The sequence below is a fragment of the Curtobacterium sp. NPDC089689 genome (assembly GCF_044749145.1).
Taxonomy (GTDB): domain Bacteria; phylum Actinomycetota; class Actinomycetes; order Actinomycetales; family Microbacteriaceae; genus Curtobacterium.
The window spans coordinates 175,949-190,321 of the sequence record NZ_JBIVHJ010000002.1; the positions used below are offsets into that span (position 1 = coordinate 175,949).

Here is a 14,373-nt window from a genome sequence, read left to right on the forward strand (position 1 = left end):
AGGCGCGGTGCCAGCCGGCACCGCGCCTCCCGTCAGCTCGGTGGTCGCGTCGACTACGCGACCTGCACGCGCGACTCGGCCAGCGTCGGGTAGTCCGTGTAGCCCTCGGCCGTCGCGCCGTAGAAGAACTGCGGACGCGGCTCGTTGAGCTCCTCGTCCTGCTCCCAACGGAGCGCGAGGTCCGGGTTGGCGATCGCCGGACGACCGACGGCAACGGCGTCCACGTGGTCGGAGTCGAGCAGCGCGATCGCCTCCTCACGGGTGGTCACCGACGAGAAGCCCGAGTTCGCGATGAACGGCGCGCCGGCGGTCCGACGGATCGTCTGCACGAGGTCCGAGGTCAGGTCGGCCTGGAGCACGTCGACGAACGCGAGCCCGAGCGGCGCCAGGCCCTCCGCGACCGCGGTGTAGGTCGCGAGGACGTCGGCGTCGTCCTCCTCGAGCACGCCCTGGATGTTGTGCTGCGGGGAGAGGCGGATGCCGACGCGGTCGGCCCCGATGGCCTCGGCGATGGCGGTGGTGACCTCGACGGCGAAGCGCGCGCGGTTCTCGGGGGAGCCGCCGTACTCGTCGGTGCGGGTGTTCGAGACGGGGGAGAGGAACTCGTGCACGAGGTACCCGTTGGCGCCGTGGACCTCGACGCCGTCGAGGCCGGCGGCGACCGCGTTGCGAGCAGCCTGCACGAAGCCCTGGACGGCCTCGCGGACCTCGTCGGTGGTCAGCTCGTGCGGCACCGGCATGTCGGCCTTGGTGCCGTCGGCGAGGTGGGTCTGGCCGGGTGCGGCGATCGCACTCGGGCCGACGATGCGCGGGGTGTCGGAGATCGACGTGTGCGAGACCCGGCCGCCGTGCATGAGCTGCATGACGATCGTGCCGCCCTCGGCGTGCACGGCGTCGGTGACACGACGCCAACCGGTGATCTGCTCGTCGGTCTCGATGCCCGGCTGCCCGGGGTAGGAGCGGCCCTCCTGGACGGGCCAGGTGCCCTCGGTGATGATCATGCCGAGGCCGGCCCGCTGGCGGTAGTGCTCGACGAGCAGGTCGTTCGGGATGCCCTGGGCGCCGGCGCGGGTGCGCGTGAGCGGTGCCATGACGATCCGGTTGCGGAGGTGCAGTGCGCCGAAGTCGGCGGGTTCGAAGAGCTTCACGTGTCCGTTGAACCACGTGTTGCCGGGTGCAATTCCTGTTCGGAGCGGATCGTCAGCGACCGGGGCACACCAGCGTCGACGAGCGCACCTGACCCTCGGGTCGGATGACCTGGTGCAGCGACAGGGGCTGCCCACAGATGGGGCAGGGGCGGTCGACCGTCCGGTCGTCGACGCCCTCGGGGTGGCCGGCGCCGATCTGCGACGGACCCATCTTCTCGATGAGCGTGGTGTTCCACTTCTCGTACCAGCGGCCGAAGCGACCCATCGCCCTTCCTTTCGTTCGTGCACGAATGATTCTGCCACGAAGCGTTGCGGTGCGCCAGGGTCAGATGTCGTCGACCCGTTCCAGCAGTTCGGTCAGCTCGTCCTTGAGGGCCTCGAGCCGGTCGAGCGGCCATCCCAGACGGTCGGCCACGGCGAGCGGCACGGCCTCGGCACGGTCGCGGAGCGCTCGGCCTGCTGTCGTCAGGGAGACCTCGAGCTGGCGTTCATCGGCGGTGCTGCGAGCACGCTTGACGTACCCAGAGGCCTCCAGTCGCTTGAGCAGCGGGCTGAGCGTCGCGGAGTCGAGACGGAGTTCGCGGGCGATCTCCCGCACGGACCGCGGATCGCGCTCCCACAGCGCGAGCATCACGAGGTACTGCGGGTGGGTGAGCCCCATCGGCTCGAGGAGGTCGCGGTACAGACCGATGACGCTCCGACTCGTCGCGGCGAGGGCGAAGCAGAGTTGCCGGTCGAGGGCGAGCGGGTCCACGTCGGTCTCGATCATGCCCCCACCCTACGCTTCGTGCACGAACGACCGGGTTCGCGGTGGCTGCGCGACCGGCACCGCGCCTCCAGGCGGTTGCGTCGGGCGCGGAGCGCCCCGCGGGCTACGCGCGGTGCGTCGGCGTGTGGCCTTCGTGCGGGTTCGCGTCCGGCTCGGCCGCCGCGGCGTGCGCGCCGTGGTGCTCGGCATCGCCGCCCCGCTGGGCGAACCCGGCGTCGGACGACTGCTCGCCGTGCCCGCCGCTCGGGTGGGCGCGCTCGAGCTTGGCGCCCTCGACGTCCACGTCCGGCAGGATGCGGTCGAGCCACTTCGGGATCCACCAGGCACTGCGTCCGAGCAGGTGCATGACCGCGGGGATGAGCAGCATCCGCACCACGAACGCGTCGAGCAGCACACCGAAGGCGAGCCCGAAGCCGATCGGCTTGATCGTCGACGAGTCGGAGAAGATGAAGCCCGCGAAGACGGAGATCATGATGATCGCCGCCGCCGTGACCACGGCCCGTCCGGCGTGCAGGCCCCGCTGGACCGCGACCTTCGCCGACGCGCCGTGGGCGTACGCCTCGCGCATGCCCGACACGAGGAACAGCTGGTAGTCCATCGCGAGCCCGAACAGGATCCCGATCTCGATGATCGGCAGGAAGCTCAGGATCGGCGCCGGGTCGTGCACGCCGAACACGGAGCCCAGCCAGCCGAACTGGTAGATCGCGGTCAGGCCACCGAACGACGCGAGCACGGACAGGATGAACCCGGCCGTCGCGGTGATCGGCACGAGGAACGACCGGAACACGATGATCAGGATGATGAGCGACAGTCCGACGACGACCGCGAGGTAGAGCGGCAGCACGTTCGAGAGCTTCTCGGACACGTCGATGTTCGCGGAGGCGTTGCCCGCGACGCCGAGCGTGGCCGTCCCGTCGTCGACGCTCACCCGCTGCTCGCGCAGGTCCTTCACGAGCGTCTCGGTCGAGACGCTGTCCGGGCCGCCGGCGGGCTTCACCTGGAACGCGATGATGTCGCGGTCCTTCGACGCCCCGATCGGGAGCACGGCCTTGACGTCGTCGTTCTTCGCCAGGGCCTGGCCGATGGTGACCTCGGTCGCGGTGACGTCGTCCTTGCTGACCGCTTCCGGCAGGTTCGCCACGACGAGCAGTGGACCGTTCTGACCGGCGCCGAACTCGTCCGACAGGGTCTTGTAGGCCTGGTACTGCGACGACTCGACGTCCTCCGACGCACCCGTGGGCAGGCCGAGTCGCATCTGCGTCGCGGGCAGGGCGATGGTGCCGAGCACGGCGACGCCGGCGACGAGCGTGATCACGGCGCGCCAGGTCGACATCGGCTTGTTCGGCACCCGGATCGAGTCCGTGTTGCCGATCCGCTCGCGCTCCTTGCGACGCAGGATGCGCATGCCGAGCAGCGAGAGCAGCGCCGGGGTGAACGACGTCGCGATGAGGATCGCGAACAGGACCGCGACGGCGCCGACCGTGCCCATCAGCCCGAGGAACGGGATGCCCGTGATGTTCAGCGCGAGCAAGGCCACGATGACCGTCGTACCGGCGAAGACGACCGCGTTGCCGGAGGTCCCGTTCGCGAGGCCGATCGACTCGTGCACGCCCATGCCGGCCTTCAGCTGCGTGCGGTGTCGGTTGAGGATGAAGAGCGAGTAGTCGATGCCGACCGCCAGGCCCAGCATCACCCCCAGGACCGGCGTGACCGAGATGAACTCGACGAGGCTCGAGAACGACAGCGCCGCGAGGGACGCGACGCCGACGCCGAGCACTGCGGAGACGAGCGGGATCGCGGCGCCGATCACCGTGCGGAGCATGAGGAACAGCACGAGTGCGGCGATGATCACGCCGATGATCTCGCCCGGACCGAGGATCGACGGCACGCCCTGCGCGATGTCGTTCGACACGTACACGTCGACGCCGCTGATCTTCGCCGCCTCGGCCTTGTCCGAGATGGCCTGCTTCGTGCTCTGCGGCACCTCGTAGGTCGACTTCGTGAACTGCACGGTGCCGATCGCGGCGGAGTCGTTCGAGGACACGAACCGGATGTCCTTCGACAGGCCGAGGAGCTTCGACCCCTGCTCGAGCTCCTGCTCGCTGTCGTCCAGCTTCTGCTCGTTCTCGTCGAGCTTCTTCGTGTTCTCGTCGATCTGCTGCTGGGCTGCCGTGATCTGCTGCTGACCCGCGGTGATCTGCTGCTGCTGCGCGTCGATCTGCGCCTGGGCCTGCTGCAGCTGTGCCTGCGCGGCTGCGGAGGCAGCGGCACCGGCGGCCTGGGCCTGGGCCTTCTGCGCGTCCAGCTGCTGCTGCGCCTGCTCGATCTTCGTCTTGCCCGACTCGAGCTGCGACTTCTGCGCGTCGAGCTGGTCCTGGCCGTCCTCGATCTGCTTCCGGCCGTCGGAGATCTGCTTCCGGCCGTCGCTGATCTGCTCGCGGCCGTCGACGATCTTCTGCCGCTGGTCGTCGAGCTGCTGCTGCGTCGTGAAGCCGTCGGTGACGTCCTTGACGCCGTCCTCGCTCTTCAGCCCGTCGAGGAAGTCCTTGACCTCGGTCTTCTGGTCGTCCGTGAACGCCTTGCCGTTCGTGGTCGTGAAGACGAGCGTGCCGGTACCGCCGTTCGCGGACGGGAACTTGTCCGCGAGCTCGTCCTGCACCTGGCTGGTCTTGGTGTTCGGGATCGAGATCGAGGACGAGATCGAGCCGGCGAACAGGCTGTAGGTGAGCCCGGCGATGCCCATGATCACGATCCACGCGATGATCACGAGCCAGTGCCTGCGGGCGGAGAAGCGCCCGAGTCGGTAGAGGAGACCGGCCATGCGGAGAGCCCCGTTCCTTTCGTTGTGCGTGCTGTGTGGTGACGGGGTGCGCCGGTGGACCCCTGGGGGTGACGATCAGTCGGTGGGCATGTAGCCGCTGCGGACGCTGTGGACGAGTCTGCTCAGCAGCGCGTCCCACGCGTCCAGGGATGCGCGGTCGAGCGAGGGGCCCGTGTGGGTGAGCCAGTGGTCCGCGATCACGACGATGCCGCTCATGAGCGACTCCACGAGCAGCGCGGCGTCGAGCTCGTCCGCGGCCGGGTGGCGGCGGGTGACCTCGTCGCGCAGTCGTTCGGTGACCCGGGAGAACGCGGTCTGGGTGAGCACCGCGGCCTTCGGGTCGGACTTGCCGGGTTCGCCGAGGATCCGGTACATGCTCGCGATCGCCGGCGCGAGGTCGGCTCCGCGGGCGGCGGACTCGAGCTCGTCGAACATTGACGACCGCGACCCGTCACCGACCGGGGTCTTCGCCATGTCGGCCAGGAAGCGGTCGATGATGACCGACAGCTCCTCTTCGCAGACGGTGAGGAGGACCTCGTCGAGGGACGCGAAGTGGTTGAAGACCGTCCGTCGCGCGACGTCGGCCCGCGCCGCGAGGTCGTCGACCCCGAACTCGCGTCCGCCCTGCTCCGCGATGAGGTCGCGCGCGGCCTGCAGGATCGCTGCACGGTGCTTCGCCTTGAGGGCGGCACGGCGGTCGGGTGCGAGGGTCACGTCTGTGAACACTAGGTGCATCGATGCACTGGGTGCAACGACTCCGAGTGCATGCTCAGATTCGTCCCCCGACGCGCGTCGCTCACGCGACCGAGAGACGGACGGAAGGCCCGTGGCGGCTCCCGCCACGGGCCTCCCGTCCGTAGGCTGGACACCATGCACGCGCTGGCGGCCACCCTCGACCGCTGGAACGCGCGACACCCCTGGTCGCACAACGCGGCCTACTCGTGGTTCGTCGTCGCCCATGCCCGCGCGCTCCGGCGGCGCGGGGGGAGCAGTGTCCTCGACGTGGGCTGCGGCGCCGGGCTGCTCCTCACCCGGCTCGGTCGCGTGCTCCCGGACGCGGCCGGTGTCGAGCCGGACCCACGGATGGCGCGACTCGCCGCGCGCAGCGGCGCGCGGATCACCGCGGAGCTGCCCGCTGAACCGGTCGACCTCGTCGTCCTCGTGGCTTCGCTCCACCACCTCGACGCCGACGACGCGCTCCCACGGCTGCGCGCGCTCGTCCGCCCCGGCGGGCGACTCGTCGCGATCGCCCCCACTCGCTCGACGTGGGGTGACCTGCCCCGCGAGGTCCTCTCGCTCGTGGCCAACCCGATCGTGGGGTTCGTACGGCACCCGCTCGGGACCGATCGCGCTCCCGAGCACATGACCGCACCGACGGTCGCGCCGACGCTGTCCCACCGGGAACTGCGGTCGTCCGCCCGGCGACACCTGCCCGACGCCCGGGTGTGGCCGGGACCCTTCTGGCGGAGCGTCGTCGTCTGGGGAGCGCCGTGACGATCCTGTTCGTGAGCGGCGCACCCGGGAGCGGCAAGACGACGCTCGCGACGGCGCTCGCCGCGCAGCTCGGTTGGCCGCAGGTGCACCGCGACGAGCTCTACGCCGGGATCACGGCCGCGGGCGACGGGGACCGCGACGAGGTCGTGCCGCAGGGCGTCGCCGCGTTCTGGAGCGTGACGGCGGCGTACGCCCGGGCGGGGTCCAGCGTCATCGCGGAGGCGACGTTGTACCGCGGGCAGTCCGAGGCGGAGGTCCGCGACGTCCTCGGCGGCCGGTGGCCGATCCGGAACCTCCACTGCGTGACGCCGACGTGGCACGAGCGGTTCGTCGCCCGGGGTCACGAGGCGCGGCTGAACGACCGCGCGCTCGCGAACGCGCCGGCGACCGTGCCGCCGCTCGACCTCGGCTGCCCACTGCTCGAGGTCGACACGACCGACGGCTACGACCCCGGGCTCGACGAGTCGGCGCGCTGGGCGACCGCGTGAGCGCCGAGCCCGGCGATCAGGACGGCTCGTCGTCCCAGAGGACCGGGGTCGTGGTGCCGGACGCCCAGTCGCGCCGCAGCACGCCGTAGCCGACCGACGCGAGCGGTTCGCCGCCCGGCACCGGCCACCCCTCCCGGTAGTGCGCCTCCTTGACCCACCCCGCGCGGAGGAACGTCCGCCGCATGGCGGTGTTGTCCTCGCGGGTCTGCCCCTCGAACCGGGTGACCTCGGGCAGCGTGCGGAACACGTGGTCGGTCGCCGCGCGGAGCGCCTGCACGCCGAGTCCCTGGCCGCGGTGCGCCCCCGCGATCCGGAGGTCGAAGAGCGGTACCGGGTCCTCGAGGTCCTCCAGCCGGAGCACCCCGACGCGGCCCCGCTCGTCCGAGTCGATCCAGAACGAGTCGTGCTCGTCGTCGCGCCACGCACTCGCGTCGATGCCGCGCTCGGCGTCGGCACGGTCGATGCGGCGCCGCACGTGGAAGGGGAACTCCTCGGTCGTGAGGAAGGCGACCAGGGCCTCCCGGTCGGCGCCGGTGGGGTCGAGACGGGTGAGTCGGACGGCCATGCGGGCCACGGTACCGGCGCTCGGTTTCCCGCACGCCCGTGCGGCTTGCCGCCGTGGACCCTGCGAAGGGAGGCGCCGATTCGTTCCGTGCGTGAACCTGATGGTGACAGGGCAGTACAGGAGCAGATCGTGACACGGCAACGCACCTCGCAACGGCGCGAGCGGACCACCTCGACGCGCGGGGGCTTCCTCCGCGGAGCCGTCGTGCTGGTCGTCGCCGGGGTCACCGTCGCCGTGATGCTGGCGTTCCTCACGCCGGCGCAGGGCAGCGAGCTCGTCCCGTCGCTGTCGCCGTCGCCCAGCGGCGCGTCGCCGAGCGGCGCGTCGCCGAGCCGCGCGACGCCGACGCGGCAGGCGCCGGACGGTGCTGCTCCCGACGGCACGACCGCCTCCGGTGAGCCAGCCGGCGGTGCCGCTTCCGGGCACGCGTCCGGCTCGACCTCGGAGGGCGCCGTGCAACCCCGCACACCCACCCCGACCGTTCCGGAACCCGTGCTCGGTCCGCAGGCGGCGTTCTTCGAGGACTTCACCACCCCGGCGGCGAGCGAGGGACAGTTCGCCGCGACCTACGCGAACGCCTGGCAGGCGTACGACGAGGGCACGAGCGACAAGTACTACTCCGGCGCCCTCATCAGCGCGCACGACGGCTCCATGGACGTCGCGATGAACGGCACCCAGGGCGCGGCCGGGGTCTTTGGACCGCCGGCGACGGCGTGGGCGCAGACCGGCGGCACGTTCAGCATCCGCATGAAGGTCGAGGGCGGTCGGGGCAACGGGACGGCGGTCATGCTCTGGCCGACGTCGAACGACGCGTCCGAGGGGGAGCTCGACTACCCCGAGGGCGGTTTCTCCGGCAAGCCGGACGTGTTCCACCACTCGATGGTGCCGGGCCACGCCGACAAGGCGTACCGGATCCTGACCGACGCGTCGTGGAAGGAATGGCACACGTACACGACGGTCTGGGTGCCGGGGAAGTCGGTCAGCTACTTCCTCGACGGGGTGCTGCTCGAGACGGTGACGGAGTCGGTGCCGACCACCCCGCACCGGTACACGTTCCAGATCGGCAACACCGGCAAGCCCGGCCACGTGCTCATCGACTGGGTGTCGATCGAACCCTGAGGCCGTCGTTCGTGCAGGCTGGGGTCGTGCGTGCTCCACGATGGACGGCCCTGGTCGTCGGTGCCGGCCTCACCGCAGCCCTCGTCGGGTGCTCCGGACCCGGCGCACCGGTCGGGCAGGCGACGACTCCGGGAGCCGCTGCACCCACCGACGTCCCGACCGCCGCGCCGACGGTCTCGGCAGACGGCGCCCTGGCTGCGCTCGAACGGGAGTCCGACGCCCGACTCGGTGTCGTCGCTGTCGACACGGAGTCCGGGACGACGCTCGCGTACCGCGGCGACGAGCGCTTCCCGTTCGCGTCGACGAACAAGGTGTTCATCGCCGCGGCCGTGCTCGACCGGTCGACGGCGGCGGACCTCGACACGATCATCCACTACGACCGCGGCGACCTGCTCGAGTACGCACCGGTCACCTCGCGCTCGGTCGACACCGGGATGACCGTCCGGGCGCTCGTCGACGCAGCCGTCAGTGTGAGCGACAACACCGCGGCGAACCTCCTCGTGGAGCGCCTCGGCGGCCCGGACGCCGTCGAGTCCTGGCTCCGTGGCATCGGTGACCGTGTGACCCGCGTCGACCGGCTCGAGCCCGACCTGAACGCGGCGACGCCCGGCGACGACCGGGACACCAGCACGCCCGAGCAGTTCGCGGACGACCTCCGTGCCGTGCTCCTCGGGGACGCCCTCGACGCCGACGACCAGCGCGTGCTCCGGACCGCGATGCTCGGCACCACCACGGGCGACGGGACGATCCGCGCCGGGGTGCCGTCCGGCTGGCGGGTCGCCGACAAGACCGGCACGGGGTCGTACGGCGTCCGGAACGACATCGGTGTCGTCACACCCCCGGGCCGGCGACCGATCGTGCTCGTCGTGATGACCCGCACCGAACGCTCGGACGCCGAGCCCTCGGACGCGCTCGTGGCCGCCGCGACGAAGACCGCGGTCGGAGCGCTGCGCCGCTGACGGCGGCGCTCGCTACCGCCGGCGGTCCCAGGATCGGCGGCCGTTGCCGGAACGTGACCGGAGGACGGCCTGGAGGCCCGTGGCGGCGCCGCCACGGGCCTCCCGGCCGTCACGGGGTAACGATCCGTACCGACTCGGCGCTCTCCCAGTCCACGCGCCGGGGATCCCCCGGGAGATCCCGGGGACCGTCCGGGTCCGCCCGGCACGGTCCGACACGGAACGCACCGATCCGCGGTGCACGAGGGGGACACATGGGGTTCGGACGAGCGATCGCGGCCGTGAGCGGCTTCGTCGGCGGGAGCGTGCTGGCGGGCCTGGTGGTCGGCGTCGGCGTGACCCCGGCGGTCGCGCTGGCGGGGTTCGGGACGTCGTCGGCAATCGACGCGTTCTCGTCGCTGCCGGAGTACATCGAGGTCGGCGAGCTGCCGAGCCGCAACGAGGTGTGGGCGTACCGCGGCGGGAAGCCCGTGCACCTCGCGGACGTGTTCGACCGGAACCGCGAGCAGCTGCCGTACGACCGGATCAGCGACACGCTCAAGCACGCCGCCGTCGACGGTGAGGACAAGCGGTTCTGGCACCACGGGGGCGTCGACGCGACCTCGCTCGTCCGCAGTGTCGTCAGCGTCGCGGCGAAGCAGGGGAAGGGCGGGTCCGGCGGGTCGACGCTCACGATGCAGCTGGTCCGGAACATCAAGATCGAACAGGCGTCGCAGCTGCCCGCGGCCGAGGCCGAGGCGGCGGTCGCGGAGGCCACGGCCCGGACCCCGCAGCGGAAGCTCGAGGAGATCAAGCTCGCGATCGGCCTGGCGAAGCGGTACTCGAAGGAGGAGATCCTCACCGCGTACCTCAACATCGCGTACTTCGGCGACCAGACCTACGGCGTGCAGGCCGCGGCGCAGCGGTACTACGGCAAGGACGCCACGGACCTCAGCCCGGCCGAGGCGGCGTCACTCGTGGCGATCGTGCAGTGGCCGGAGCGCCGGGACCTCTCGACGCCGGCCCACCACCGGGACAACCAGGCCCGGCGAGACGTCATCCTCCGCGCGATGCACGAGCAGGGGCACCTGTCGGGCCGTGACCTCCGGACCGCGCTCGCGTCGGAGCCGGCGGAGTACGTGCACCTCACCGCGCCGCAGCAGGGGTGCGCGTCGGTCGTCGACGGCGCGCAGTACTTCTGCGAACACGCCGTGCAGGTCACCCGGTCGCTGCCGCAGCTCGGAGCGACGCAGGCCGAACGCGACGAGGCCTGGCGGACGGGCGGGTACCGGGTGCAGACGACGCTCGACCTCGACCGGAACGCCCAGCAGGAGGCACTGCTCGACCGGTACGACCCGGCCGCCGAACCCGCACTCGCCCTGGGCGCGACGTTCGACTCCGTCGAGGCCTCGACCGGACGTGTCCTGACGATGGCGCAGAACACCGCGTACGACCGCTCGGCGGCGGCACCCCGAGGGTCGAGCTCGCTGAACTACGCCGTGGACGAGGCCTCCGGCGACGCGACCGGGTTCCAGCCCGGCTCGACCTACAAGGTGTTCACGCTGCTCGCCTGGCTCGAGGCCGGACGGAGCCCGGACACGGTGGTGGACGGCACCCGGCACGAGCAGCGGACGTGGACCCAGTGCGGACAGACGATCGACGAGCCGTGGAACCCGCGGAACGACTCACCGGGCCAGACCGGTCCGTACTCGGTCCGTGCGGCGACGGCGCAGTCGGTCAACGGCGCCTACGTGTCGATGGCCGCGCAGCTCGACCTCTGCGACGTCCGGGACGTCGCGGAGCGGCTCGGCGTCCACCTCGCGACGGGCGGCCGGGTCGGTGCGAACCCGGCGGCCATCCTCGGGACCGAGAACATCGCGCCGCTCACCATGGCGTCGGCGTACACCGCGATCGCGAACGGCGGCGTCCGCTGCGACCCGGTCGTGGTGGACGAGGTCGTGGACCGCACCGGGAAGGACCTCGGCGGACAGCCGGAGACCTGCCGACGGGTGCTCTCGCCCGCCGTCGCCGCAACCGCGTTCGAGGTCATGCAGGGCGCGTTCCGCGGTGGAACGGCGACCGGCGGGCAGACCGCCGACGGCATGACGCTGTTCGGCAAGACGGGCACGACGGACGTCGCGGACCAGGTGTGGCTCGTCGGTGGGACCTCCCGCGTGGTCACCGCGTACTGGCAGGGCAACACGGACGGTGGGAAGACGAACCTCCGGTACGTCGGCAACGGCCAGGGCGGGACGTACGCGGGTGCGCGGGCATCGGTGTGGAAGCAGGCGCAGGAGGCGGTGAACGCGGCCTACCCGGCGGGGTGACCGCCGCCGTGCCGCGGGGTGGGCGCAGCACGGCCAGCCAGCGCTGCCGGTCTCCCGAGACTCGGCTGGGCGGACAGTTTCGCGGCCCTCCGGCTGCGGGACTGTCCGCGGGGCCGAGACTCGCCGGGCAGGCGCGGGCGCGCGGGCCCGCGCGCTCGCGGGCGCGGGCGCTCCGCTACCGGTCGAGGCGCTCGCTCTCGGTGATCCACGTGGTCAGCTGGCGCATCGCTGCGGCCTGGGACGCGTGGTCGAGCACGGGCGACGTCCACGGGTGCACCTGCCCCGCGACGAGGGCCGGCTGGTCGGCGAAGGTCGGCTGCCGCACGAGGTCGTCCGCCTGGTAGCCCTGGTCCGAGAGCAGCAGCACGTCGCCCCGGACCTTGCCGGCGTTCGGCCAGGAGTACACGCCCCACGCGTAGCCCTTCGGCCCGGGCACGGTCAGGTCGGCACCGTACGACGCCCAGAGCTGCAGCGCGGGGACGTCCTCGGGACGGGCGACGTAGACACCGTCGTGGTCGGCGTAGAGCGCGGTCAGCCGGACGTCGTGGTCGCGGGTCGCTGCCTCCAGCGCCGACGCGGCGTCGTCGAACTCGGTCTCCGCTGCGTCGACGACCGACTGCTCGGCGCCGAGCGACAGCGTGAGGTCGGTCACGTCGCGGACGACGTCGGCGCCGTCACCACCCCACCGGACCTCGGCGACCGGCGCGATCTTCGCCAGTTCCCGCTGCTGCGGAGCGTCGGCGATGCCCGTCCCGACGTGGTCGGTCGGGAGCGTGCCCGAGGCGTCCACCGGCGCGATCGTGGTCACGATGAGGTCGGGCCTCAGCGCGGCCACCCGGTCGACGTCGATGCCGTCCGAGCCGTCGCCGGCACCGTCGGTCGTGCTCGCCGATCCGACGTCCGCGATGCCGTCGGTGTCGAGGCCGTCCCACCGGTCGTCCTCGGCGAGCGGGAGCCGGCCGAAGGTCCCGACCGGGTGCAGGCCGGAGCGGACCATCGAGATCGCGAGGTCGTCGAGGGCGACCACCCGCTCGGGGCGGTGGTCGAGGCGGATCGTCGTGCCGGTGGCGTCCTGGTACGACCAGCCGGTGGTCCTCGCGTCGCCACCGCCACCGCCACCACGCCCGCCGTCCGGGGCGGTCTCCGTGCCGGACGTCCCGCTGCACCCGGCGAGGGTCAGCGCGCACGCCACCACCGCGGCGAGCACGAGGGCGCGCAGGGGCCGGCGGGGGAGCGTCACGACGAGCAAGGCTAGCCGCGCGGCCTGTGCTCCGGGTCGTCGTCGCGGACGACCGAGTGGGCCCACCGACGGGTAGCGTCCGCGGCATGAGCAGCCGACTGAGCGAACTCGTCCTCAACTGCGCCGACCCCGAGGCCCTCTCGCGCTTCTGGTGCGCGGTGCTCGACCACGTCGAACTCGGGAAGGACGAGGACGGCATCGAGATCGGTCCGGCCTCCGGGTTCGGCGGCGCGACGCCGACGATCATCCTCGCGAAGGTCGAGCACGCGAAGGCGCAGCCCCTCCGGCTGCACCTCGACCTCAGCCCGGTCGACCGCGACCAGGACGCCGAGCTGGAGCGACTGCTGGCGCTCGGCGCACGGCCGGCCGACGTGGGGCAGACGGGGGAGGAGTCCTGGCACGTCCTGCAGGACCCGGAGGGCAACGAGTTCTGCCTGCTGCGCACGCGGCTCGCGCCGATCTGAGGGGCACCCCGCGCGTTGCGCGGGCAGCAGACGGACGGGAGGCACGGTGCCAGCCGGCACCGTGCCTCCCGTTCGTGAGGTGGTGGCGTCAGCCCTTGAGGCCGGACCCCGTCACGCCCTCCACGATCTGCCGCTGGAAGATCAGGTAGAGGATGATCAGCGGCAGCGCCGCGAGGATCGCACCGGCCTGGATGTCGGCGTAGCGCTGACCGAAGCTGCCCTGGACCGTGGCGAGCCCGACCGGGATCGTCATGAGGTCCGGGTTGGACAGCACGAACAGCGGCAGCAGCAGGTTGTTCCAGACCCCGACGAACGTCAGGATCGCGACCGCGGCGATGACCGGACGCGACAGCGGCAGGATCACCGACCAGTAGATCTTCCACATGCCCGCACCGTCGATGCGTGCAGCCTCCTCGAGCTCCCGGGGGATGCCGTCGAAGAACTGCTTGAAGATGAACACCGCGATGACCGCGGGCACCTGCGGGAAGATGACCGACCAGTAGGTGTTGAGCAGACCGACCGCGTTGAGCTCCTGGAAGATCGGGATGATCAGGACCTGCGTCGGGATCATGATGCCCAGGATGATGAGCAGGAACGCGACGTTGCGACCGCGGAACACCAGGCGCGACAGCGCGAACGCGGCCATCGAGGCGAACAGCACCGTGAGTGCCGTCGTCACGAGGCTCGTGATGCCGGAGGCCAGGTACCAGTTCCAGATGTCGCCGGCCTGGAACAGCGCGGCGTAGGAGTGCAGCGTCGGGTTCCAGTTCGACAGGATCGAGTTCGCCCCGAGCGCGGCGACACCGTTGTCGGACAGCGATGTCTTGAGGGCGAACAGGCTCGGGATGAGCCAGATGACCGCGAACACCCCGAGGATGATCCCGGCCACGATGTTGAAGCCCCTGCCGGAGACGCCGATCTTCGCCGCGTTCGCGGGGGCTGCGGCCGACACCCCGGAACGGAGCTTCGGCCGGGCGGTGGTGACGCTCTCGGTGGTGGTCAC

The 14,373-nt window shown here is 71.6% G+C and carries 14 protein-coding genes; 6 read left to right on the top strand and 8 right to left on the bottom strand.

What is annotated here, in order from left to right; translation table 11 throughout:
- Positions 1-53: 53 nt before the first annotated feature.
- The 5 genes from ACIPYW_RS09000 to ACIPYW_RS09020 all read right to left on the bottom strand — a co-directional run bounded on the left by ACIPYW_RS09000 (position 54) and on the right by ACIPYW_RS09020 (position 5,452).
- A complete protein-coding gene (locus tag ACIPYW_RS09000; RefSeq protein ID WP_400412749.1) occupies positions 54-1,148 on the bottom strand; it encodes an alkene reductase in 1,095 nt (364 codons plus the stop codon).
- Between the two features lie 52 nt (positions 1,149-1,200).
- Complete coding sequence (locus ACIPYW_RS09005; protein WP_290130945.1) at positions 1,201-1,413, bottom strand: hypothetical protein; 213 nt, start codon at positions 1,411-1,413, stop codon at positions 1,201-1,203.
- A 60-nt stretch (positions 1,414-1,473) separates the two neighbouring features.
- Positions 1,474-1,917 carry a MarR family winged helix-turn-helix transcriptional regulator gene (locus tag ACIPYW_RS09010; RefSeq protein ID WP_400412750.1) on the bottom strand — a complete coding sequence of 148 codons (444 nt, stop codon included), beginning with the start codon at positions 1,915-1,917 and terminating at the stop codon, positions 1,474-1,476.
- Between the two features lie 103 nt (positions 1,918-2,020).
- Positions 2,021-4,738, bottom strand: coding sequence for an MMPL family transporter (locus ACIPYW_RS09015; RefSeq protein ID WP_400412751.1), 2,718 nt, complete (start codon positions 4,736-4,738; stop codon positions 2,021-2,023).
- Between the two features lie 75 nt (positions 4,739-4,813).
- Complete coding sequence (locus ACIPYW_RS09020) at positions 4,814-5,452, bottom strand: TetR/AcrR family transcriptional regulator (protein WP_290130948.1); 639 nt, start codon at positions 5,450-5,452, stop codon at positions 4,814-4,816.
- A 156-nt stretch (positions 5,453-5,608) separates the two neighbouring features.
- Here ACIPYW_RS09020 and ACIPYW_RS09025 point away from each other — a divergent pair, with 156 nt between their 5' ends.
- Both ACIPYW_RS09025 and ACIPYW_RS09030 read left to right on the top strand, forming a co-directional pair.
- Positions 5,609-6,232 carry a class I SAM-dependent methyltransferase gene (locus ACIPYW_RS09025; protein ID WP_400412752.1) on the top strand — a complete coding sequence of 208 codons (624 nt, stop codon included), beginning with the start codon at positions 5,609-5,611 and terminating at the stop codon, positions 6,230-6,232.
- 11 nt (positions 6,233-6,243) lie between these two features.
- Positions 6,244-6,720, top strand: a complete 477-nt coding sequence (locus tag ACIPYW_RS09030) for an AAA family ATPase (protein ID WP_400412754.1) — start codon at positions 6,244-6,246, stop codon at positions 6,718-6,720.
- Positions 6,721-6,736: 16 nt separating this feature from the next.
- Here ACIPYW_RS09030 and ACIPYW_RS09035 read toward each other — a convergent pair whose 3' ends face one another.
- Positions 6,737-7,285, bottom strand: a complete 549-nt coding sequence (locus tag ACIPYW_RS09035) for a GNAT family N-acetyltransferase (RefSeq protein ID WP_400412755.1) — start codon at positions 7,283-7,285, stop codon at positions 6,737-6,739.
- A gap of 129 nt (positions 7,286-7,414) precedes the next feature.
- Here ACIPYW_RS09035 and ACIPYW_RS09040 point away from each other — a divergent pair, with 129 nt between their 5' ends.
- The 3 genes from ACIPYW_RS09040 (at position 7,415) to ACIPYW_RS09050 (ending at position 11,666) form a co-directional block, all read left to right on the top strand.
- Entirely contained in the window at positions 7,415-8,404 is a 990-nt protein-coding gene (locus ACIPYW_RS09040) for a glycoside hydrolase family 16 protein (protein WP_400412757.1), read from the top strand.
- Between the two features lie 26 nt (positions 8,405-8,430).
- The gene (gene bla / locus ACIPYW_RS09045; RefSeq protein ID WP_400412758.1) at positions 8,431-9,363 is read left to right on the top strand and encodes a class A beta-lactamase; all 933 of its coding nucleotides are present in this window, start codon (positions 8,431-8,433) and stop codon (positions 9,361-9,363) included.
- A 251-nt stretch (positions 9,364-9,614) separates the two neighbouring features.
- Positions 9,615-11,666 carry a transglycosylase domain-containing protein gene (locus ACIPYW_RS09050; RefSeq protein WP_400412760.1) on the top strand — a complete coding sequence of 684 codons (2,052 nt, stop codon included), beginning with the start codon at positions 9,615-9,617 and terminating at the stop codon, positions 11,664-11,666.
- Positions 11,667-11,841: 175 nt separating this feature from the next.
- Here the strand turns inward: ACIPYW_RS09050 and ACIPYW_RS09055 are convergent, their stop codons facing one another.
- Positions 11,842-12,906 (bottom strand): ABC transporter substrate-binding protein, encoded by a 1,065-nt coding sequence (locus ACIPYW_RS09055; protein ID WP_400412762.1) that lies wholly within the window; start codon positions 12,904-12,906, stop codon positions 11,842-11,844.
- 86 nt (positions 12,907-12,992) lie between these two features.
- Between ACIPYW_RS09055 and ACIPYW_RS09060 the strand changes: the two genes are divergently transcribed.
- Positions 12,993-13,370 carry a VOC family protein gene (locus ACIPYW_RS09060; RefSeq protein ID WP_400412764.1) on the top strand — a complete coding sequence of 126 codons (378 nt, stop codon included), beginning with the start codon at positions 12,993-12,995 and terminating at the stop codon, positions 13,368-13,370.
- Positions 13,371-13,458: 88 nt separating this feature from the next.
- On the opposite strand, the gene ACIPYW_RS09065 is transcribed toward ACIPYW_RS09060, so the two are convergent.
- Positions 13,459-14,373 (bottom strand): carbohydrate ABC transporter permease, encoded by a 915-nt coding sequence (locus tag ACIPYW_RS09065; RefSeq protein WP_290130959.1) that lies wholly within the window; start codon positions 14,371-14,373, stop codon positions 13,459-13,461.